Consider the following 20557-nt stretch of genomic DNA (forward strand, 5'->3'; position numbering starts at 1 on the left):
ACTTCCAATCCCCTCATTCAATGGCAAAACCAAATCCCACCCCCCCTACCTCCCCCGAATCGAGGCGCAAATTTCTCCAACAAGGCGCCGTTGCGGCTGCTAGCTTCATGATTGTACCCCGCTTCGTACTGGGTGGCAAGGGCTACGTCGCCCCCAGCGACCGGCTGGTTGTAGCTGGTATCGGTGTAGGTGGCAAGGGCGAAAGCGACATCATGAACTTCTCGAAGAGCGGTAAGGCAGATATTGCCTACCTCTGCGACGTAGATGATCAGCGCGCTGCTAAAACGATTAAGTCGTTCCCAAAGGCCAAGTACTACAAGGATTGGCGCCAGATGCTCGACAAAGAGCACAAGCACATTGACGCCGTTTCGGTGTCTACCCCCGACCACAACCACGCCGCGCCGGCTATGGCGGCCATGCAGCTGGGCAAGCACGTGTATGTGCAGAAGCCGCTTACCCACGACATCTACGAGGCCCGCGCCCTCACCGAGGCAGCACGTAAGTACAAAGTAGTAACGCAGATGGGCAACCAGGGCGCTTCCAACGACGGTGCCCGCCTACTGCGCGAGTGGTACGACGCTGGCCTGCTCGGCGACGTGCATACCGTATACTGCTGGACCGACCGCCCCGTGTGGCCCCAGGGCATTGCCTGGCCCGACAAAGCCGCGCCCGTGCCCTCTACCCTCGACTGGGACCTGTGGCTGGGCACGGCGCCCAAAGAAAACTACATCGAGAAGCTGGTTCCCTTCAACTGGCGTGGTTGGTGGGAATACGGCACCGGCGCCCTCGGCGACATGGGTTGCCACCTGGTAGAAGCTCCGTTCCGGGTGCTGGACCTAGGTTATCCCAAGTCGGTAGCGGCCAGCGTGGGCAGCGTGTATGTGGATGAGTTCAAGCGTGGTTACTTCCCCAAGAGCTGCCCGCCTTCCAGCCACGTTATCCTCAAATTCCCGAAAACCGCCAAGACCAAAGGCGATATTACCCTGCACTGGATGGACGGTGGCATTCAGCCCGAGCGCCCCGCCGAGCTGGGCCCCAACGAGGTATTTGGCGACGGCGGCAACGGCATTCTGTTCATCGGCGACAAAGGCAAGATGATGGCCAGCACCTACGCCGAGAATCCGCGCCTGCTGCCTACCTCCCTCACGGCTACCACCAAGGTGCCCGAGAAGTTTGCCCGCGTACCCGGCGGCGCCAATGGCCACTACGCCCAGTGGGTGGAGGCTGCCATTGCCGGCCACGGCAAAAAAGAGGTTAGCTCGCCCTTCGACATTGCTGGTCCGCTCACCGAAACGCTACTGATTGCCAATCTGGCCGTGCGCGGCTACGACGTGCAAACGCCCAAAGCCGACGGCAAAGGCTCCAACTACCCCGGCCGCAACGTAGAGCTGATCTGGGATCCTAAGCAGTTGAAAGTAACCAACCTGGACGCTGTGAATCAGTTTGTGAAGCGCGACTACCGCCAGGGCTGGAAGCTGGGCGCATAATCTGTCATTCCGAGTGTAGCGAGGAATCTGAGTAAAACTATTGCTTGTAATAAAAAGATGCCGTTTTTCTGCGGGCTGGAGCACAAGTAGCAAGTTTACTCAGATTCCTCGCTACACTCGGAATGACAAACAAAAAAGCCGGACCTATGGTCCGGCTTTTTTGTTTGTCTACTTTTCCATCAACTCCTTCACATAGACCGACCCGCGCAGCGCCCGCATCCGGCGCACCACGCGCTGCTGCTTGGCGCGGGCCTGGGGGCCGGGGTTGCTGGCCCGGAAGCGTAGCGGATTGGGTAGCACGCCGGCCAGCAGCGCGGCCTCGGCCTGCGTGAGCTTGCTGGCCGATTTGTGGAAATACTGCTGCGAGGCGGCTTCCACCCCAAACATACAGTCGCCCATCTCGGCCACGCTCATGTACATTTCCATGATGCGTCGCTTGTTCCATAGCACCTCAATCAGCACCGTAAAGTAGGCCTCGGCGGCTTTGCGCACGTAGCTGCGGCCATGCCACAGAAATACGTTTTTGGCCACTTGCTGCGAGATGGTGCTACCCCCTACCAGCTTACTGCCTCCCTCCCAGTTGTGCTTGGCAGCCTGCCACAGCGCGCCGCCATCGAAGCCGTGATGCACCAGGAAGCGCTGGTCCTCGGCGGCTACCAGGGCTAGCGGCACGTTGGGCGATACTTCGTCCAACGAACAGAACGTGTAGCGAATCTGCCGGTCGCCCTCGGGGCGGATGCCGTAGTAGCCGCGGCCGATAGGCGGGTGCGCGCGGCGCTCCAGCATAATCCAGGTGGCGGGCGGTGCCACCCAGCGGTACACCAGCACCCAGGCCACCGAAGCCAGAAACAAAGCCGCCGCTACTTGCAGCACGATGCGCCCTGTGCGGCGCGCTAGTTGTGTATAATCCGCCACTACCGACGAGAATTCCGTTTAATGCCTACCAGCGTCCACCGGACACCAGCGCAAAAGTAGGCGATTTGCGTTGCCGATGGCCGCTGTTTTCAATTTTCCGGTACCTTTCGGTTCTTATCTTCCTTGCTTGTATGGCACGTCTGTTGGCCTTGTTTCCGTTGAATTTGATAGTTTTTCCGGGGGAAAAGCTGAATCTACACATCTTTGAGCCCCGCTACCGGCAACTGGTGCGCGACTGCATCGAGGAGGGCATTACCTTCGGTATTCCGCCCTACTTAAATAACAGCGTGGGCCAACTAGGCACCGAAGTGAAATTGCTGGAAGTGGAGAAGGTGTATCCCTCCGGCGAGATGGACATTCGGACGCAGGGCGTGGGCGTGTTCCGCATTCGGGAGTTCTATCGTCAGGCCCCCAACAAGTTATATGCCGCTGGCAAGATAGAGGATATTCAAGACGATGCCGTGGGCGACCCCGTGCTGCAAGAGCGTATCTCGGAGCAGGTACGCCGTCTCTACGACATCCTGGGCCTGCGCAAGCTCCTGCTCGACCTCCCAACCGACTACCGTATTTTCGATGTAGCCCATCATTTGGGCATGAGCCAGACACAGGAATACCAGCTACTGGCCGCCACCAGCGAGCTGGAACGCCAAGAACTCGTGCGCGAACACCTCGACCAAACCCTACCCGTACTCATGGAAACTGAGCGCCTGAAGGACCGCGCCCGGCTGAACGGTCATTTCAAAAACCTTACGCCGCCCAACTTCTAATCACAGATGGTGCAGGTTAGCTGGATTTCGCGGCTTCTTCGCAACTTCGATTTCAAGTACCTGATTTCGAAATGCCCGCGCGGTTCGCTTCATCATTGAAAACGAAGTGAAAGCCGCATCAGAAAAACAAGTCAGATAAGAACCTTCATGGCTCCTCCTCTCCCTTTATACCTTTATAAGAGATGGGGTGGAGGGGTGAGGTGAACCAGCCGCGTAGTACTACCGTGCCCTGGAACGCAAAATGTTACGCTTCCACTCCGTACTTGGTGGCGCTGTTTTGCGTACCCGTAGTATGTCCTTCACTTTCATTCTGGTGTATGCGCTGGTTGGCCTGGCTGGCGCAACTGCCCTGTGGCTGCTGTATCGCTATGGGCAGGAACGCCGCTACCGGCGTCAGCCCTACGTATCTTCTACTGCCCGTGCGGGAGCGGCTGCCCCTACCCCATCTGAAACGCCGGCCTACAGTATCGCGCTGGTAGGCGACCTGGGCGCCGTAGCCACCAACGGCCGCGACCCAGTGATTAACCTACTGCAAGACTGGCAGCAACAAACGGGCGAAGCAGGAGCAGTAGTTATTCTGGGCGATAATATCTACCCTACCGGTCTGCCGGCCCCTACCCACCCCGGCCGCGCCGATGCCGAGCACCGCCTCAACGCCCAGTTGGACGCCCTGCGGCCGTTTGCAGGACGCGTGATATTCCTCAGCGGCAACCACGATTGGAACAAAGGTCGCCGCGACGGCTACGAATATCTGCTGCGCCAGGAGGCTTATGTGCGCGACAACTTACCTACAGCGCACTATCTACCCGCTCGCGGCTGCCCCGGCCCCGCTACCCTGCAACTTCCTGGCAATGTGTTGTTGGTAGTGTTGAATACCCAATGGTGGGTGCAACATGGCACGCGCCCCTTGGGTGATGCCTACGGATGCACAGCCACTACCAGCCGGGAGCCGTTTGAGCAGTTGCGCCAAGTGCTGGCCGCCAACCAGCACCAGCGCATTGTGGTAGCCGGGCATCACCCGCTGTATTCTAATGCCATGCACGGCGGCCAGTTCACCACCAAGCAGCACGTGTTTCCGCTACTGGCGGTCCACAAAAAGGCATATGTGCCCCTACCCGTGGTGGGGTCATTGTTTCCGGCGTACCGGCGGGTGGTAGGCGCGGCCGAGGACATGGCCCACCCGCGCTACCGCGCCATGCGGCGGCGCTTGCTCCGGGTGCTGCGCGATTTTCCCAACGTCATCTACGCCGCCGGCCACGACCACAACCTGCAATATTTCCAGCGGCGCGGGGGGCACTATCTGGTGAGTGGCTCGGGTAGCAAAACGGCTTTCGTGCAGAAGGGAGGCAAAGCTACCTTCACGCACGAGCACAAAGGCTTCTTCGTGATAGAGTTTTATGCCAACGGCGAAGCCTGGCTCCGCACCTTGGAGCCAGGCAACCAGACGGGTGCAGTGCGCGCCACCGAGCCCTTCCGAAGCCGCCTGTATACTGCCGCCGCTCCGAGCGAAGCCATAGCGCCTACCCCTGCCGCGGCGTCAGCACGCGCAGGCTCTGTGGGCTGATTTCAACGGTGATAGGCAGTTCCAATTCTAGAGGCTCACCATCTACCTGCACCAGGGCCTTTTCATGCCCTGGCACACGAATAGTAGCCCGCCGACACGATAGACGCCGGGTGTAATCCGAGGTGTCGAATGCCTGCGTGTATAGGCGGTAGAGTAAGCCCGGCGCAGCCTCGGCCGGAAAGGGTGCCACCAAACAGATTTCAAACTTTCCGTCATCTAACCGGCTATTAGGGTTGATAACGACATTGCTACCGAAGGTGTTGGCGTTGGCAATGGTCAGCATAAACGCTTCCGTCTCTACCTCTTCCTCATCGGTTTCGATGCGGTAGCGCAATGGCTCGTATTCCCCATACTCAGCCAGCGCGATACGCACGTAGGCGCCCGGCCCGCGCGTATCGCCCTCGCAGAACTTTTTCACTACTAAAGCATTGAAACCCAGGTCGGCTAGGTGGGCGGAGAATTGGCCATTGACACGCACTGTGTCAATGGCCTGCACTTCGTGGTCCCAGATCAGCTCCAGCGCTTCATCCGTGTCCTGCGGAATACGCAAGTCTTTGGAGAGGCCATTGCCTGATCCCATGGGTAGGATACCCAATATGGAGTCCGTAGTCAGCAAAGCTTCAGCCACCAGTTTCACAGTACCATCACCGCCCACGGCAAACACGGCGTCGTAGCGCTGCCTAGCCAGGTGCTGGGTCAGCTTTTGCAGGTCATCCTCGCCAGTCGTGTGCCAGAACGCGGCCGTGCGGCCGTGCTCGGTACAGGTTTGCTGCAAGGTAGTTTCCAATTTATCCTTGTCAATATCACCGGAAACGGGATTCAGCACAAACAGCAAGTGGCGCAGTTGCTCAGCCATGACAGGGGCTATTGCTTCAGATTGGAGGGTACGCCCTGGGGAAACTCGGCGGCAATTTCTTCCTGCAAGTGCCCAATGCGGTTGCTGGGGTTGGGGTGCGTGCTCAGGAACTCGGGTGGGTTGCTGCCCCCGGCTTTCTGGTCCAGAATCTCCATCACCTTGATCATAGAGCGAGGGTCGTACCCGGCCTGGGGTGTGAAATCGACGGCCAGCTTATCGGCTTCCAATTCATCGTCGCGGCCGTAACGCAGGGTTAGGAGTTTGGAAATAGCAGCGGCTACGGCTCCACCTGCGGCCGTGGCCGGACGGTCGGGGTCGTATGCAGCAATGGCGGCGGCCCCGCTCAGGCCTTGTGTGAGCTTGGACTTCGCTACCTGCTCGGCCGAGTGCCGGCCTACCACGTGCCCTACCTCGTGGGCCAGCACGCCGGCCAGCTCCCCTTCGGAAGTCAGGCTGCGCAACAGACCTTCGGTGATAAACACCTGCCCGCCGGGCAGCGCAAAGGCATTAATGGTTTTCGGATCGGCCAGCAAGTGAAACTGAAACTTGTAGGGCGTCTGGCCGGCCTTGGTGCTACTGATAATCTTTTCTCCTACGCGCTCCACTACGGCCCGCGCCTGCGCATCCTGCGATAGGCCGCCGTACTGTTGGGCCATTTGGGGCGCGGCTTGCAGGCCCAGGGCAATTTCCTCGTCGGTGGTCATGGCCACGTGCTGCGTTTCGCCGGTCACCTCGTTGGTGGTGGAGTTGCAGTAATAGGTGATGAATGCGGATAGGGCCAGCACAGCGGCGACCACATAGCGCAGAAGTCCTCTCATGGTGTAGGGCAGTAAAAAGGGAGTGAGTAGGCCGATTGGTAGGCCTTGTTGGGCTTACTAACGACGGCCGGCACGCAGGGTTGCTTTCGGCTATATAGCCAAATTCTGTTTGTTCACGTATCAGGTCAAAATAGACTCTCCCGTCTTCCTATTCTCCCATTTTAACTCTCCCTTCTCATGAATCAGAAACGCACGTTCGGCACTATCCTCACGGTTCTAGGCATCGTTGGTATCATCATTGGCGCCATGGGCTTTCTTGGCGTCGGCGGCATCGGTTTAGGCAAGATGAACTCTTTTGTTCCCTTCCTGGTGGGCCTGATTTTCTTTTTTGCCGGCATCAACCTGGTAAAAACAACCAGCGACCGGGCCTAACTGCTTCCACCCCAATAAGCAACAACGCCCCGCGGCCAATTGGCCGCGGGGCGTTGTTGCTTATCAGCATAATTATAACGCTATTGTCCGGCTACTACCCTACCCGTAGTGCCGGCAAAGGCCAGCACGGCGGGCTCCAGGTTCAGCCAGTTGGAGGCGTAGCTGGCCTGAGCAGGCCCGTGTGCATACACCACGGAGCCGTTTTTGATGGCCCGAATAATGTCCGACGACTCGCCCACGGGTAGAGCGGGGCAGCCCTGGCTGCGACCCAACCGGCCATGTTGCCGGACAAAGTCTTCGCTCACGTAGCTGGCACCGTGCACTACCACGGCCCGGTCGTAGGCGTTGGTATTGTAATTCGTATCAAGTCCGTGCAGCTTCAGCGACAGGCCGTGCTTTCCCTGGTAGGTGCGCCCGGTGCGGTAGAAACCCAGGCTGCTCATTTCGGAGCCTTCGCGGTTGGAGAAAGTTTGGGCGAACTCCTCGCCAGTATTTTTGCCGTGCGCTACCAGGGTGCGGAACAGCAGGCGCTGCTTTTCCAGATCAATCACCCAAAACCGCTGCGCCTTGCTCGACTGACTGAAATCGATAACCGTGAGCACGTGCTGGTCGGGTGCTATTTTGCCTTGCTGTCGCAGGTTGTAGAATCCAATCAGCGCCTCGCGGAACACCAAGACGGGTAGGCCAGAAGTCACCAAACCACTCTGGGCGTAGCTTTGCAAAATATGTTGCTCGAAGGCAGCTGTGGCCAGGGCGCGGGAAGATGGCGCCTCTACGACCACCGCAGTAGGGGCCGGCGCGGCCGCTACGGGCGCGCTGTTGGTGGGCAGAAACGAGAGAGCGGACAAGAGCAGGCTAGCGCTAACAGTCGGCAGGTAGGACATAGGCTGTGAGTAGTCGAGATGAACAGATATCGGTACGCGGAGAGCTATTCCATAGAACTGGCTTGCCAAATTTAACAGAAATAGCGGAACTACACCCAGCCTACCCCCGTAGCAGGCCGATTAAATCTGCGTTACTTTGCGTTCTGCCGAGCTACTCACCCTGCTCTTTCTGCCTAAATTTCTATTGCGTTTTCTATGCTCCCTACCCTTCGCCGCCTGTTTGCCTTTGCTGTTTGCCTGGTGCTGCTGAGTGCGTGCGGGCACGATTTGCGCGCTATTCCGGGCTTCGATGCGGCGGCGTGGCGGCAGGATGCTTATGCCTGTCGTAACCAGCGTGCTGCCCTACTCCCCGCCCTGCTCCAGCACCGCGACCTGCTCTACGATACCCGCACCGACGCCATCGACGCCCTGCTGGGCCACCCCGACGAAAACGAGTTGAGCGAACAAACCGAGAAGATTTATATCTATTACGTGGCGCCCGGCGCCCAGTGTGAGCCGCGCCACCCGCGCTCGGCAGCCAGCAAGCTGCGTCTGCGCTTCAGTCCAACGGGCGTCGTGAGCGAGGTACTCTATCAGCCGTAACCGCCTTTCCTACCCTCTATCAACAACGAAGGGCGGCTGCATCATCTGATGCGGCCGCCCTTCATTTATATTGTTTAATTGGGAGAGGGCCTAGCCTACCCCACCTATGCTGGGGTCGCGCTTGGGCTGCTGGCCTTTCTTCTGCTGCTCCTCGCGCAGGGCCATCAACTGAGACGGCGACAGAATGCGGCTGCATTCCGTTTCGTATTGTGCCTGCAACTCCAAAGTTTGCGCTTGCTGCTGGGCCACGTTGTCGCGGGTCTGCCACTGAATCTCGTCGAGGCGGGTGAGCTTGATGCGGTTTGCCTCGCGTAGGCGCATATACTGGCCTTCATTGAGGTGCAGGGTAGTCGCCATAGCACGCGTCAGGGCCTCTACCCGTTCGGCAGGGATTTCATTGGTGCCGGGCAGTTCCGCCAGTAGGCTCTGCTGCTTTTGTGCCGAGGCAGAACCAACAAGTGCACAGGTAAGCAGGAGCGTAAAGAATGCCGTTTTCATTTATTCTGAAAGAAGTATCACGGATGGTGATGTTGCCTTACTCGGAGCTTGGGCCTATAGGCTACCCTCAGCTTGCCCCTAATAATACAAATGTATGTTACTATAATTAAAGTTCATGCACTATATCGTTTTTTTTTCATAAAAAGTTACGGATACGTCCAATTCTTTTTATACAAAAGCAAAAAAGGCCGGCTTCGTAAGAAGCTGGCCTGCATGTAGTCCTAGAAATAGTGAGCAATTAGCTTACTCTACTTCTTCAATGGGCTTATGATCGGGGCTCTTATAATATTGCATTGCAATAAGTGCCACAATGCTGGCTCCCATGAAACTTTGCAATACAATGGCTAAGAAAGCAATAACCACCGACAGGTCATATCCAAACAGGTCGCGGGCGGAAATCTGGTCCATCAGGGCCGGATTAATAGTAGCGTAGATAACGAAGAACAGGCCAAATAGCACACCGGCTACTGCACCTGTGATAATGCCTGTACCAAGACCTTGCAGGTAGGCCATGTGGTCGTCCTTGGCATACTTAAAGTGGCGGATAGCCAGGGTTACGCCAATAGACATGATAATGCCGTTTAGAAAACTGAACTCGATGCGGTCTGTAAGATCAAACAAAGAAGCAACGAGGAAATAGATAATCATGGCGCCTGTGGTGTAGATGCCGTAGCGGAGGCCATTTTTTTCGGATGTTAGGCGAGTGTCACTCATGAGGGTAGGTCGAAGAGAGAGTTGAAAAGGAAGAGGTAGGTGTGCGGAACTGCTACCTAGGGTTGGCTGTTGACCAAACGCCGGGCATACGGGCCACAATCGGTCTTTTTATACTTTAATTGTCAATTGGATGTTGTGCCCAGCTGCCTTTTTTAGTAGCTAGCCCAGCATTTTATAGATGTTAGCCCCGAGACGTTGCCACGGGTTATAGAAGCCTCCCGGTCAATTTGCGTATTTTCGCGGGTCGTTGCGGTGCCCGGCGCACCTTCACATTGTTACTTCGTTTTCTACTACTGCATGATTAGTACCTCCAACGTGAGCCTGCGCTACGGCAAGCGCGTGCTGTTTGAAGATGTCACCATCAAGTTTATGCCCGGCAACGTGTATGGCCTCATTGGGGCCAACGGTGCGGGCAAGTCTACCTTCCTAAAAATCCTGTCGGGTGAGATTGAGCCCAATACCGGCTCGGTGGATATGCCCAAGGGCGCCCGCCTCTCGGTGCTGAAGCAGGACCAGTTTGCGGCCGATGCTTTTCCGGTGCTCCAGACCGTGATTATGGGTCACACGCGCCTGTGGAAGGTGATGGAAGAAAAAGACGCCATCTACGCCAAGGCCGACTTCTCGGACGCCGACGGCGAGCGGGCCGCCGAGCTGGAAGGCGAGTTTGCCGACCTGGAAGGCTGGAACGCTGAGTACGAAGCCGCTGAGCTGCTCTCCGGCCTAGGCATTTCGGAAGACAAGCACCAAACCCTGATGGGCGACCTGGGCACCTCCGATAAGGTGCGCGTGCTGCTGGCCCAGGCCCTTTTCGGCAACCCCGACGTGCTGCTGCTGGACGAACCCACCAACGGCCTCGACGCCGAAACCGTGCTGTGGCTGGAGAACTTCCTCGATTCCTTCCAGAACACAGTAATCGTAGTGAGCCACGACCGCCACTTCCTGGACGCCGTGTGTAACTATATGGCCGACCTGGACTTCTCGAAAATCACCATGTACCCCGGCAACTACTCGTTCTGGTACGAGAGCAGCCAGTTGGCCTTGCGTCAGCGCCAGGAGGTGAACAAGAAGACGGAGGACAAGCGCAAGGAGCTGGAAGAATTTGTGCGCCGCTTCTCGGCCAACGCTTCCAAATCCAAACAGGCTACTTCGCGCCAGAAGCTGCTGCAAAAGCTGACGCTGGAAGAAATCAAGCCTTCGTCGCGCAAGTATCCTTATATCGCCTTCAAATCGGAACGCGAGGCAGGCAACCAGCTGCTGACGACGGAAGACCTGGCGGCCTCGATAGACGGCCGCTCTATTTTCCGCAACGTGTCCTTTACGCTCGACAAGGGCGATAAGGTAGCCATTGTGAGCCGCGACGACCGGGCGGCTTCGCTGCTGTTTGATATTCTGTTCGAGCAGGTGAAAGCCGATAAGGGCAAATTCAACTGGGGCACCACCATCACGCCCAGCTACTTCCCCAAGGAAAACACCGAGTTCTTCGACACCGACCTGAACCTAGTGGATTGGCTGCGGCAGTATTCCACGGAAAAAGACGAGTCGTTTATACGCGGGTTCTTGGGCCGCATGCTGTTCTCGGGCGAGGAGTCGCAGAAGAAATCCAACGTGCTAAGCGGGGGCGAGAAAGTGCGCTGCATGCTCTCCAAGATGATGATGGAAGCCGGCAACGTGCTGGTGCTCGACGACCCCACGAACCACCTGGACCTGGAAAGCATTCAGGCTCTGAACAACTCCCTGCGCGACTTTTCGGGCACGCTGCTGTTCACTTCCCACGACTTGCAGTTCATCGACACCATCGCCAATCGCATCATCGAGCTCACGCCCGACGGCATCTTGGACCGGCGCATGAGCTACGAGGAATACCTGGCTGACGACCATTTGAAGGCGCAGCGCAAGCGCATGTACCAACTTGTATCGTAATAACGTTTAGGCTCCGTATGAAAAAGCTTTTGCTCGTGCTGGGCGTGGTGGTAGGGGCCGGTTTGGCTCCTACCCTTTCCCAGGCCCAGACTACCCCCACCCCCGATACCACCCGCACGCAGCAGGCCAAGCCCCAGCTGAACACAGCCCCGCCCGGTGCGCCCGCGCGGCAGGCGCCAGCCCCTACTCCCGCGCCAGCCCGCGGCTACGAGGTAACCACGCCGGCCCCTACCCCGGCTACGCCCACGCCGCAGCCGGGCGTGCCAGCCGACCAGCCCGGCGCGCCCGTATACCGGCCGAACCCCAACAGTCCGTCGGGGTTGGAGTTCCCGCCGGGTAGCCGGGCCAGCGAGCAGCCCAAGCCTTTGCGGCGCTATTTTGTATACAGCAACTTTGGGTTGGGTTACAGCAGTTTCTATGGAGATGGTCAATTTAATATTGGGGTTGCTCCCGCTATTGGCTACCGGGTGTCAGAACGCTTTGCCATTGGGCCGGGTATCAGCTATAGTTACATTAGTGCCAACTATTCGGCCCTAACACAGTCTGTGAATGGCTACCCCGCTAAGATTCACTACCACAACGTCGGAGTGAAAGGGTTTGCACAGTTCATCGTGTACAAGCAATTCTTTCTGCATGGTGAATACGAGGTAACCCAGCTAAATGCAACAGCTACTGATTCAAATGGCAGAATCAGCAAAGGGCATCAGGTAGCCAATACCTTGTTGGGCGGTGCTGGCTACCGCACCCAGCTTGGCGACCGTTTTGCGGCGGACATTGTGATATTATACAACTTCAATGATGGCCTTGATAGTGGCGGGTATCGCAACTCTCCCTACGGGCAGCCCGAAATCCGATTCAACTTCCTGTTCGACATCGGAAAATAGTCTTTCCCGATGCCGAGCAAACACAAAAAGGCCGCTCCCGATATCGGGAGCGGCCTTTTTGTGTTTTCAGACGAGCAGCTTGTGCGCAAATGCTACACAGAGCTGCCGCGGATCAGACGCAGCAATACAGCAATGATGGCAATAACCAGCAGCACGTGAATGATGCTACCGCTTACGAAACCTCCGAAGAAGCTAATGGCCCAAATGATGACCAAAACAACGGCGATGATATACAACAGATTTCCCATGGTGGTGGAGTTAAGTTAGGGATGAATGAAGGGAGAGAGAAACACTAGGCAATCTGTCTGTTCCTGATTGGTAGCAAGAGTAAAACAGGTGCTTGTGGTCTTGTACGGGTACTTTCCCTGGAAGGATATATGCTGAAAAGAAAATTTTTTATTGCGAGAGTGCAACTACTATTTTTTGGCTGCTTGTTCGCCCCTACCATGCCTGCTACCTCCCTACTACAAGGTGGACCGGTATTTCCCGTAATTTAGCGGGCAAAGGAGGCCGGCTCACTCAGCCCTTACAGCAATTACTGCTCTGATGGGCAACTGCTTGACTTACTTGGCTCACCTCATTTTTCCCACCCACTTCTCACACTATGTTGCAAGTTGCCGTTATTGGCTCGGGCACGATGGGCAACGGCATTGCCCACGTTTTTGCCCAGCACGGATTTTCAGTTCATCTGATTGATATCAACCAGCCCGCACTAGACAAGGCGCTGGGCACCATTGGCAAAAACCTCGACCGCCAAGTAGCCAAAGGCACCCTCGCCGAGACCGATAAAACCGATACGCTCGGGCGCATCACCACCTTTACGTCCCTACCCGACGGCGTGCGCAACGCCCAGCTGGTAGTGGAAGCCGCCACCGAAAACGAGGCCCTGAAGCTGCAAATCTTCCGCGACCTAGACCAGCACGCGCCCGCCGAGGCCATTCTGGCCAGCAATACTTCGTCGATTTCCATCACCAAAATTGCGGCCGCCACCCAGCGCCCCCAGCAGGTGATTGGCATGCACTTTATGAACCCCGTGCCGGTGATGAAGCTGGTAGAGGTGATTCGGGGCTACGCTACCTCCGACGAGGTGACGGCGCAGGTGATGGACCTTGCGCGCCAGTTGGAGAAAACGCCCACGGAGGTGAACGACTACCCCGGCTTTGTAGCCAACCGCATTCTGATGCCGATGATCAACGAGGCCATCTATTCGCTGTTTGAGGGCGTGGCTGGCGTAGAGGAAATCGATACGGTGATGAAGCTGGGCATGGCTCACCCCATGGGCCCGCTGCAACTCGCCGACTTTATCGGGTTGGACGTGTGCCTGGCCATTCTGCGGGTACTGCACGACGGCCTGGGCAACCCCAAATACGCGCCCTGCCCCCTACTGGTGAATATGGTAATGGCCGGCCGACTCGGCGTGAAATCGGGCGAAGGCTTCTACACGTGGAGCCATGGCACCAAGGAGCTGGTAGTAGCCGAGCGTTTTCGCAAGTAGCTCGGTCGTGCCGCCTACCCTGTTCAAAAATTTATAGGGTAGGCGGTAGTGGCGCCCGCCCCCAAAATTACAACCCCGGTAAATCTGCCCGGCCCGCCGCCGACGTATACATAGTCGACGGCGGGCCGGGCTATTTTTAAGCTGCATAAAATGAGCCCAATATAGCTTCTGGGCCGTGTAGTTAAACTTTTTTACCTGAAATTTCCTTTCTATCGTATGATCAAGCTGCTTACTACCGCGCTCCTGCTGTTGAGCTTCTGCTACGGCAGCCTCGCCCAAAGCAAAGCGGTTAAACCCTCTACCAAGACAACCAAGAAAATGGAATTAGCAACATTTGGCGCCGGCTGCTTCTGGTGCACCGAGGCCGTTTTTCAGGACCTCGAAGGTGTGGAAAAAGTGGAATCGGGCTATGCCGGCGGGCGCATCGCCAACCCTACCTATAAGGAAGTATGCTCGGGCCTGACAGGCCACGCTGAAGTCATCAACATCACCTACGACCCCGGCAAAATCAGCTTCAAGGAGTTGCTGGAAATATTCTGGAAAACCCACGATCCTACTACCCTCAACCGCCAGGGCAACGACGTGGGCACGCAGTACCGCTCGGTGGTGTACTACCACAACGACGAGCAAAAGCAACTAGCTGAGGAGTATAAGAAGAAGCTCAACGACGCTCACGCTTTCCCCAACCCCGTGGTAACGGAAATTAGCGCTGCGCCTACCTTCTACAAGGCCGAAAACTATCACCAGGACTACTATAACCTGAACGGCACCCAGCCTTATTGCCAGTTTGTAGTGAAACCGAAAGTAGACAAGGTGAAAGCCGTATTTGGCGATAAGCTGAAGAAAACCGCTTCGGCAACTAAGTAGGTCTGAACCACGGATTCGCTCGGATGTTAAGGATTACGCGGATTTTGTGGATCAGTATAAAACAAAAAGAGCTTGCCAAATGGCAAGCTCTTTTTGTTTTGGTTCGGTTGCTTGTGGTCGTACACGAAATCCAGATAATCCTCAACATCTGAGCGAATCCGTGGTTCAGACGGCCACGTTGTGCTCGCGCAAAGCGTCGTTCAACGACGTTTTCAAGTCCGTGCTGGGCTTGCGCTGGCCGATGATGAGGGCGCAAGGCACCTGGTACTCGCCAGCGGGGAACTGCTTGGTGTAGGAACCAGGAATGACCACCGAACGAGCCGGTACCATGCCTTTGTACTCCTTAGGCTCAGAGCCCGTTACGTCGATGATTTTGGTGCTGCCGGTGATGGTAACGCCTGCGCCGATAACGGCTTCTTTGCCGATGTGGCAGCCTTCTACCAGAATGCTACGCGAGCCGATGAAGGCACCGTCTTCCACAATTACCGGAGCGGCTTGCACGGGTTCTAGCACACCGCCAATGCCCACGCCGCCGCTCAGGTGCACGCCCGCGCCAATTTGCGCGCACGAGCCTACCGTGGCCCAGGTATCCACCATGGTGCCCTCGCCTACCCACGCACCGATGTTGGTGTAGCTGGGCATCAGAATAACGCCGGGAGCCAGGTAGGCGCCGTAGCGGGCCGTAGCGGGCGGTACCACGCGCACGCCTTGGCCGGCATAATCGGTCTTGAGGCGCATTTTATCGCGGTACTCGAAGGGCGTCAGCTCGATGGTTTCCATCTGCTGAATGGGGAAGTACAGGATAACGGACTTCTTCACCCAGTCGTTTACCTGCCACTCGCCGTCTTTGCCTTCGATGGGCTGCGCCACGCGCAGACGGCCCTTGTCCAGCTCTTCGATCACAGCGTGAATGGCGTCGGTGGTGGCAGCTTGCTGCAACAGGCTGCGGTCGGCCCAGGCGGCTTCAATGATAGTTTGCAGTTCGGAAGTATTCATATCAATTTTTGAAAACGGAATGAGCGGCAAAACTAGCGCCGGCGGTGGTTATGTTCCCAATGCCCGACCGGAAAACATTCGGGCTGCGGGTTTCCTACCCGTTCCCTACCGCTCCAGTTTAAAGCCTGCTTCCCGCGCCGGGCGCTGGTCGCGGTTGGCTACCTGCCAGCCGGTGAGGTACATCCACTGCGTCATTTTAGTGAGCTTGGGGTAGTCGATACGGCTGGCTTCGTCTTTGGGCGTGTGGTAGTCGATGTGCAGCAGGGAGGTGTACATCACGGCCGGAATGCCCAAGCGGGCGTAGGGCAGGTGGTCGGAGCGGAAGTACCAGCCCTCGGGGTGGGTGGCTTTGTCCCACTCAGTATCGAGCTTGAACTTGGGCCCAGCCTGGTTGGCGGCCAGGGCTATATCCACCAGGTCTTGAGAGTTGCGGTGGGGCGGCGTAGAGCCTAGCAGGGCGGCACTATCGGGGTCGTTGCGGCCCATCATCTCGGCGTTCAGCACGGCCACAATCGACTCCTGCGGCACGGTAGGATTAGCCGAGTAGTAGCGCGAGCCCAGCAAACCCCGCTCCTCGGCGCCGTGGTACACAAACAAGGCCGAGCGACGGGCGGGCTGCTGCTTGAAGGCCCGCATGATAGCCAGCAACGCCGCGCAGCCGGTAGCGTTGTCGTCGGCGCCGTTGTAGATGGAGTCGCCGGCTACGGGGGCGCGGGCGCCGTCGTGGTCTTGGTGGGTGCTGAAGAGCACGTATTCCTTTTTCAGTTGCGCATCGGTGCCGGGCATCTTGGCCACAATGTTCACCGAGGGGTAGGCGAAAGTTTCCACTTTCAGCTCGGTGCTGAACTGCTGGCCGGCTTGCTGCACCCAGCCTAGGGCATTGGCGGGCAGCCACACCACAGGCGTTTGGTCGGCTGGCACCTTCACGTTGGCGTCGCCGGGCAGACCGTAGCGGCCCCGCTCGAAGATGTGGCTCCAGTGGTCGTAAATAGCCTGAGCCTTCTCATCAGACACAAATACCACGGCCACGGCACCTGCCTTGGTTAGCTCGGCGGCCTGGTCGCGCAGTTTGGCAAACAGGTAGCGCCGGTAGCTGATGCCATCGGTGGGCGCCCCGGAAATCTGCAAGGCCACGGCTTTGCCCTTCACGTCTACCTTCCCTACCTCGGCCGGCGTGGCCGTACCCACAAAGACTAATGGGGCCGTGATGCTGGCGTTGGTAGGTGCTACAATCACGGCATCGTGGTTGGGCCGGAGCTGGTGAGAGCCGATGCGGAGCGTGCTGGCGGACGTGAGGCGGGTGCGCTGGAGCTGAAAAAACTGGAAATATGTACCGTCGTCGCCGGCCGGCTCTAGGCCAATGGCGCGTATTTGCTCGGCTATCCAGGCAGAGGCGCGTAGCTCGTCGAGGGTGCCGCCTTCCCTACCCCGGTACTTGTCGTCGGCCAGCACATACAGGTCGCGCTTGATGTCGGCTTCGCGGATGGCGGCTTCGGCTTTGGGAGCTTTGGTGGTCAATTGACGGACTTTTTTCTGGGCTGTGGCAGCGTGTGGGGCCGTGAGCGTGAGGCCTAGCAGCAGGCAGCTCATGGCAGCTTTGTGCGTGATGTTCATGCGGAGGAGAGAATAGATAAATAGATGCGGAAGGCTATGATAGAGAAAAGAAACCAGTTTGTCAGGCTAGGGATTGTCTGAACTACGGATTCAGACTCCTCGCTACGCTCAGAATGACAAATACGCTTACCCTTTCAAACCCGCCCTAAAACCGGCATCTTTGGCCCCAACGATGCCGCCTACTACGATCCTACTTGCCTCCGTCCTTAAGCCCCTCGACGACACCCGTATGTTCGGGAAGTTTGGCCGTACGCTGGCTGAGCGGCTCGGGATACAGGTGCACGTAGCCGGCCGCCGCGCTCCGCACCCACCCGGTGCGCCAACTAACCTGCACACCCACGAGCTGCTGGCCGGCTCGCGCCTGAGTTGGCAGCGCCTAGCCGCGCAGTGGCGCTACTGGCAATTGTTGCGTCAGCTACGACCACAGTTGGTATTCGTGCACGCGCCAGAGCTGCTCCCGCTCACGCGGCTATGGTGCAGCCAGGGTAGGGAGCGTCATTTTATATATGATGTGCGGGAAAACTACGCCCTCAACATCCTGACCCAGCAGGTCTACCCGCATGTACTGCGGCAGCTGCTGGCCAAGTTGGTGCGCCGCATCGAAACGGCAGCGACACGGCGGGCCGCTGCCCTGGTGCTGGCCGAACGCAGCTACGCCGAGGAGCTACCCTTTGCCACACTCAACAACTCGGTTATTCTGGAAAACAAGTACCAGCCGCCACCCAACGAGCCTGCTTCTGCCGCGCCGCACGCCCTACCCATGCTCCCGGCACCGCTGGAACTGCTGTACTCCGGCACCATTTCGGAGCTGAATGGCGTGTTCGACGCCATTGCCTTCACGCACGCATTCAGGCAGGTATGGCCCACGGCCCGCCTCACCATCATCGGCTTTTGCCAGCAGCCGGAGGTGCTGCGCCGCCTGCAACAAGCCGTGACGGCGGCCCCCGAGGCATTGACGCTGCTTGGCGGCGACCAGCTCGTGCCGCACCGCGAGGTGGTTCGGGTCATCCAGCGTAGCCACCTGGGACTGTTGCCCTACCAGCCTCACCCGAGTAGCTGGCGTTGCGTGCCCACTAAACTGTTTGAGTACGCTGCCCACGGCCTCCCCATGCTGCTACCCTACAATGCGCTGTGGCTGGCCGCAACGCAGGCATACACGGCGGCCCTACCCTGCGCAGATTTCGCGCAGCCCAACGCAACCGCTTTAGCAGCCGATCTGCGGGCAACTCGTTTCTACCCTCATGGCATTCCTACGGATGTATTCTGGGCTTCGGAAGCGGCAAAATTGTGGTCCGTAGTAGATGCTATCCGGTAACTACCGACCTTCGCGACCCGTTTGCATAATAGGGTCGGCGTTTTTTTTACCTTCGACCACCTGTTTTCTTTGTTTCGCTGCCCACCCAAACTCTCTCCCCCTATGTCTACTCTGCGTTATTCTGAAATTGCCGGCGTCGGTCACTATGTACCCGAGCGTGTGGTGACCAATGCCGACATTGAACAGCTCATGGAAACCACCGATGCCTGGATTCAGGAGCGCACGGGCATCAAGGAGCGGCGCTGGTTTACGGAAGGCGTAGACACCACCGCCAACATGGGCGCCAAAGCCGCCCGCCGGGCTCTAGAAGCCGCCGGCCTCACCCCCGACGATGTGCAGCTCATCGTGTTTGCTACCCTCTCTCCCGACTACTTTTTCCCTGGCTCGGGGGTGCTGTTGCAGCGCGAGCTGGGTATGAAAGAAGCTACCCCGGCGTTCGACGTGCGCAACCAGTGTTCGGGCTTCATCTACTCGCTTTCCATGGCTGATCAGTTCATCAAGACCGGCATGTATGATACGGTACTGGTGGTAGGCTCCGAAATTCACTCCTCGGGCCTCGATAAATCGACGCGTGGGCGGGCTGTATCCGTTATTTTTGGCGATGGCGCTGGCGCCGTGGTACTGCGTCCCAGCACCCAGGAAGGCCACGGCATCCTGAGCACCCACCTGCACTCCCAGGGCGAGCACGCCGAGGAGCTGATTGTGAAAGAGCCCGGCTCGAACCGCGAAGGCCGCGTAGATTACGCCATTGCCCATGAGCCCGATATGTACCCCTACATGAACGGCCAGAACGTGTTCAAGCACGCTGTAGTGCGCTTTCCGCAGGTCATCAAGGAAGCACTGGACCAGAATGGCATGCAGCCTCAGGACATCGATATGCTGATCCCGCACCAAGCCAACCTGCGCATTACGCAGTACGTGCAGCAGAAAATGGGTTTATCGGACGATAAAATCTTCAGCAACATTCAGCGTTACGGTAATACTACCGCCGCTTCTATTCCAATTGCGCTGAGCGAAGCCGTACAAGAAGGCAAAGTAAAGCGCGGCGATTTGGTTTGCCTGGCTGCCTTCGGCTCCGGCTTCACCTGGGCATCGGCTCTGATTAAGTGGTAAATCATCACCTGTTAGCTTGGCTGTCATCTCGAACCGTACCCTCTGTCATCCTGAGAGGAGCGAAGGACCTTCTCACGCGTGAACGATATTCGTAACAACGACTCGTTCAATTGCCATAAGGTACTTCGCAAGCTCAGGATGACAGAGGGACGGGTTTAAGCTAACAGACAGCCTATAATGACAGAACGAAAACTCACCTTTTCACTATCCCACAATTTCACCATTTCCCCTTGCCTAGCTTCACCGAGGAAAATTACCTAAAGGCCATCTACAAACTCTCTGAAGCCGAGCCCGGTGTGGAGGTCAGCACCAACCGCATTGCGGAGGCGTTGCAAACGCGGGCGGCCTCGGTGACAGACATGCTGCGCCGCCTCGGGGAGAAAGGGTTGCTGGATTACCAGCGCTACCGGGGGGCTACCCTCACCCGCGAGGGTAGGCAGGTGGCCTTGCTCACTATTCGGCGGCACCGGCTGTGGGAAGTGTTTCTAGTCCAAACGCTGGGCTTCAACTGGGACGAGGTGCACGAGGTAGCCGAGGAAATGGAACATTTGCAGTCGCCCTTGCTGCTGCGCCGGCTCGACGAATTCTTGGGCTTCCCCCAACTCGACCCCCACGGCGACCCGATTCCGAGCGAGGATGGCGCCGTGCAGCGCCCCCGCAGCCGCCTAGTAGCCGACCTCACACCCGGCGAGCACGGCACCGTGGTAGCCGTGAAAGACACCTCACCTGCTTTCCTGCGTTACCTAGATAAGGTAGGCCTGAGCCTGGGCGCGCAGCTTGAAGTACTGGATAAGGTAGACTTTGATAATTCGCTTGAAATCAGGGTTAACCAACAGCAAAAAGCATTGATTTCGGCGGAAGTAAGCCGCAATCTGATGGTGACGCAGTAGGGGCAG

Annotated in this window: 21 protein-coding genes; 12 read left to right on the forward strand and 9 right to left on the reverse strand. The window is 57.7% G+C overall.

Annotated elements, in window-relative coordinates:
* Positions 1-20: 20 nt before the first annotated feature.
* Positions 21-1487, forward strand: a complete 1467-nt coding sequence (locus tag KYK14_RS00465) for a Gfo/Idh/MocA family protein (protein WP_208306321.1) — start codon at positions 21-23, stop codon at positions 1485-1487.
* 168 nt (positions 1488-1655) lie between these two features.
* Here KYK14_RS00465 and mtgA read toward each other — a convergent pair whose 3' ends face one another.
* Complete coding sequence (gene mtgA / locus KYK14_RS00470) at positions 1656-2402, reverse strand: monofunctional biosynthetic peptidoglycan transglycosylase (protein ID WP_219156119.1); 747 nt, start codon at positions 2400-2402, stop codon at positions 1656-1658.
* Between the two features lie 131 nt (positions 2403-2533).
* Here mtgA and KYK14_RS00475 point away from each other — a divergent pair, with 131 nt between their 5' ends.
* Positions 2534-3169 carry an LON peptidase substrate-binding domain-containing protein gene (locus tag KYK14_RS00475; protein WP_185283601.1) on the forward strand — a complete coding sequence of 212 codons (636 nt, stop codon included), beginning with the start codon at positions 2534-2536 and terminating at the stop codon, positions 3167-3169.
* A 292-nt stretch (positions 3170-3461) separates the two neighbouring features.
* Positions 3462-4733, forward strand: a complete 1272-nt coding sequence (locus tag KYK14_RS00480) for a metallophosphoesterase (RefSeq protein WP_219156117.1) — start codon at positions 3462-3464, stop codon at positions 4731-4733.
* On the opposite strand, the gene KYK14_RS00485 is transcribed toward KYK14_RS00480, so the two are convergent.
* Positions 4690-5589, reverse strand: coding sequence for a diacylglycerol/lipid kinase family protein (locus KYK14_RS00485; protein WP_219156115.1), 900 nt, complete (start codon positions 5587-5589; stop codon positions 4690-4692). The genes KYK14_RS00480 and KYK14_RS00485 overlap by 44 nt on opposite strands.
* A gap of 8 nt (positions 5590-5597) precedes the next feature.
* Entirely contained in the window at positions 5598-6407 is an 810-nt protein-coding gene (locus KYK14_RS00490; protein WP_185283598.1) for a M48 family metallopeptidase, read from the reverse strand.
* 177 nt (positions 6408-6584) lie between these two features.
* On the opposite strand from KYK14_RS00490, the gene KYK14_RS00495 reads away from it, so the two are divergent.
* Positions 6585-6779, forward strand: a complete 195-nt coding sequence (locus tag KYK14_RS00495) for a hypothetical protein (protein ID WP_185283597.1) — start codon at positions 6585-6587, stop codon at positions 6777-6779.
* Positions 6780-6859: 80 nt separating this feature from the next.
* Here the strand turns inward: KYK14_RS00495 and KYK14_RS00500 are convergent, their stop codons facing one another.
* A complete protein-coding gene (locus KYK14_RS00500) occupies positions 6860-7663 on the reverse strand; it encodes a murein L,D-transpeptidase catalytic domain family protein (RefSeq protein WP_219156113.1) in 804 nt (267 codons plus the stop codon).
* Between the two features lie 195 nt (positions 7664-7858).
* On the opposite strand from KYK14_RS00500, the gene KYK14_RS00505 reads away from it, so the two are divergent.
* Positions 7859-8245 carry a hypothetical protein gene (locus KYK14_RS00505; RefSeq protein WP_185283595.1) on the forward strand — a complete coding sequence of 129 codons (387 nt, stop codon included), beginning with the start codon at positions 7859-7861 and terminating at the stop codon, positions 8243-8245.
* A 90-nt stretch (positions 8246-8335) separates the two neighbouring features.
* Here the strand turns inward: KYK14_RS00505 and KYK14_RS00510 are convergent, their stop codons facing one another.
* Together KYK14_RS00510 and KYK14_RS00515 are read right to left on the reverse strand one after the other, a co-directional pair.
* Entirely contained in the window at positions 8336-8743 is a 408-nt protein-coding gene (locus KYK14_RS00510) for a hypothetical protein (protein ID WP_219156111.1), read from the reverse strand.
* 243 nt (positions 8744-8986) lie between these two features.
* Positions 8987-9457 (reverse strand): DUF4199 domain-containing protein, encoded by a 471-nt coding sequence (locus KYK14_RS00515; RefSeq protein ID WP_185283593.1) that lies wholly within the window; start codon positions 9455-9457, stop codon positions 8987-8989.
* Positions 9458-9754: 297 nt separating this feature from the next.
* On the opposite strand from KYK14_RS00515, the gene KYK14_RS00520 reads away from it, so the two are divergent.
* On the forward strand, positions 9755-11377 hold the full coding sequence (locus KYK14_RS00520; RefSeq protein ID WP_185283592.1) for an ABC-F family ATP-binding cassette domain-containing protein: 1623 nt from the start codon (positions 9755-9757) through the stop codon (positions 11375-11377).
* Positions 11378-11394: 17 nt separating this feature from the next.
* Entirely contained in the window at positions 11395-12261 is an 867-nt protein-coding gene (locus KYK14_RS00525; protein WP_185283591.1) for a hypothetical protein, read from the forward strand.
* 92 nt (positions 12262-12353) lie between these two features.
* Here KYK14_RS00525 and KYK14_RS00530 read toward each other — a convergent pair whose 3' ends face one another.
* Complete coding sequence (locus tag KYK14_RS00530; RefSeq protein ID WP_185283590.1) at positions 12354-12509, reverse strand: lmo0937 family membrane protein; 156 nt, start codon at positions 12507-12509, stop codon at positions 12354-12356.
* Positions 12510-12865: 356 nt separating this feature from the next.
* On the opposite strand from KYK14_RS00530, the gene KYK14_RS00535 reads away from it, so the two are divergent.
* Entirely contained in the window at positions 12866-13756 is an 891-nt protein-coding gene (locus KYK14_RS00535) for a 3-hydroxyacyl-CoA dehydrogenase family protein (protein ID WP_185283589.1), read from the forward strand.
* A 318-nt stretch (positions 13757-14074) separates the two neighbouring features.
* On the forward strand, positions 14075-14623 hold the full coding sequence (msrA, locus tag KYK14_RS00540; RefSeq protein ID WP_185284245.1) for a peptide-methionine (S)-S-oxide reductase MsrA: 549 nt from the start codon (positions 14075-14077) through the stop codon (positions 14621-14623).
* Positions 14624-14788: 165 nt separating this feature from the next.
* Here the strand turns inward: msrA and KYK14_RS00545 are convergent, their stop codons facing one another.
* The gene (locus KYK14_RS00545; protein ID WP_219156109.1) at positions 14789-15619 is read right to left on the reverse strand and encodes a 2,3,4,5-tetrahydropyridine-2,6-dicarboxylate N-succinyltransferase; all 831 of its coding nucleotides are present in this window, start codon (positions 15617-15619) and stop codon (positions 14789-14791) included.
* Positions 15620-15724: 105 nt separating this feature from the next.
* Positions 15725-17233 (reverse strand): M28 family peptidase, encoded by a 1509-nt coding sequence (locus KYK14_RS00550; RefSeq protein ID WP_246601617.1) that lies wholly within the window; start codon positions 17231-17233, stop codon positions 15725-15727.
* Positions 17234-17405: 172 nt separating this feature from the next.
* Here KYK14_RS00550 and KYK14_RS00555 point away from each other — a divergent pair, with 172 nt between their 5' ends.
* The 3 genes from KYK14_RS00555 to KYK14_RS00565 all read left to right on the forward strand — a co-directional run bounded on the left by KYK14_RS00555 (position 17406) and on the right by KYK14_RS00565 (position 20551).
* On the forward strand, positions 17406-18548 hold the full coding sequence (locus KYK14_RS00555) for a glycosyltransferase (protein ID WP_219156107.1): 1143 nt from the start codon (positions 17406-17408) through the stop codon (positions 18546-18548).
* A 111-nt stretch (positions 18549-18659) separates the two neighbouring features.
* A complete protein-coding gene (locus tag KYK14_RS00560; protein ID WP_243900142.1) occupies positions 18660-19661 on the forward strand; it encodes a 3-oxoacyl-ACP synthase III family protein in 1002 nt (333 codons plus the stop codon).
* 230 nt (positions 19662-19891) lie between these two features.
* Complete coding sequence (locus KYK14_RS00565) at positions 19892-20551, forward strand: metal-dependent transcriptional regulator (RefSeq protein WP_185283586.1); 660 nt, start codon at positions 19892-19894, stop codon at positions 20549-20551.
* The last annotated feature ends 6 nt before the right edge of the window (positions 20552-20557 follow it).

Origin of the sequence: Hymenobacter profundi, from assembly GCF_019334315.1 — a bacterium.
Classification (GTDB): domain Bacteria; phylum Bacteroidota; class Bacteroidia; order Cytophagales; family Hymenobacteraceae; genus Hymenobacter; species Hymenobacter profundi.

Bases quoted from the DNA above. Each gene is read 5' to 3' on its own strand.
- KYK14_RS00490 (WP_185283598.1), bottom strand. From the start codon at position 6,407: ATGAGAGGACTTCTGCGCTATGTGGTCGCCGCTGTGCTGGCCCTATCC.
- KYK14_RS00480 (WP_219156117.1), top strand. From the start codon at position 3,462: ATGTCCTTCACTTTCATTCTGGTGTATGCGCTGGTTGGCCTGGCTGGC.
- KYK14_RS00500 (WP_219156113.1), bottom strand. From the start codon at position 7,663: ATGTCCTACCTGCCGACTGTTAGCGCTAGCCTGCTCTTGTCCGCTCTC.
- KYK14_RS00530 (WP_185283590.1), bottom strand. From the start codon at position 12,509: ATGGGAAATCTGTTGTATATCATCGCCGTTGTTTTGGTCATCATTTGG.
- KYK14_RS00495 (WP_185283597.1), top strand. From the start codon at position 6,585: ATGAATCAGAAACGCACGTTCGGCACTATCCTCACGGTTCTAGGCATC.
- KYK14_RS00550 (WP_246601617.1), bottom strand. From the start codon at position 17,233: ATGAACATCACGCACAAAGCTGCCATGAGCTGCCTGCTGCTAGGCCTC.
- KYK14_RS00515 (WP_185283593.1), bottom strand. From the start codon at position 9,457: ATGAGTGACACTCGCCTAACATCCGAAAAAAATGGCCTCCGCTACGGC.
- KYK14_RS00555 (WP_219156107.1), top strand. From the start codon at position 17,406: ATGCCGCCTACTACGATCCTACTTGCCTCCGTCCTTAAGCCCCTCGAC.
- KYK14_RS00510 (WP_219156111.1), bottom strand. From the start codon at position 8,743: ATGAAAACGGCATTCTTTACGCTCCTGCTTACCTGTGCACTTGTTGGT.
- KYK14_RS00505 (WP_185283595.1), top strand. From the start codon at position 7,859: ATGCTCCCTACCCTTCGCCGCCTGTTTGCCTTTGCTGTTTGCCTGGTG.
- KYK14_RS00520 (WP_185283592.1), top strand. From the start codon at position 9,755: ATGATTAGTACCTCCAACGTGAGCCTGCGCTACGGCAAGCGCGTGCTG.
- KYK14_RS00475 (WP_185283601.1), top strand. From the start codon at position 2,534: ATGGCACGTCTGTTGGCCTTGTTTCCGTTGAATTTGATAGTTTTTCCG.
- KYK14_RS00545 (WP_219156109.1), bottom strand. From the start codon at position 15,619: ATGAATACTTCCGAACTGCAAACTATCATTGAAGCCGCCTGGGCCGAC.
- KYK14_RS00535 (WP_185283589.1), top strand. From the start codon at position 12,866: ATGTTGCAAGTTGCCGTTATTGGCTCGGGCACGATGGGCAACGGCATT.
- msrA (WP_185284245.1), top strand. From the start codon at position 14,075: ATGGAATTAGCAACATTTGGCGCCGGCTGCTTCTGGTGCACCGAGGCC.
- KYK14_RS00525 (WP_185283591.1), top strand. From the start codon at position 11,395: ATGAAAAAGCTTTTGCTCGTGCTGGGCGTGGTGGTAGGGGCCGGTTTG.
- KYK14_RS00485 (WP_219156115.1), bottom strand. From the start codon at position 5,589: ATGGCTGAGCAACTGCGCCACTTGCTGTTTGTGCTGAATCCCGTTTCC.
- KYK14_RS00465 (WP_208306321.1), top strand. From the start codon at position 21: ATGGCAAAACCAAATCCCACCCCCCCTACCTCCCCCGAATCGAGGCGC.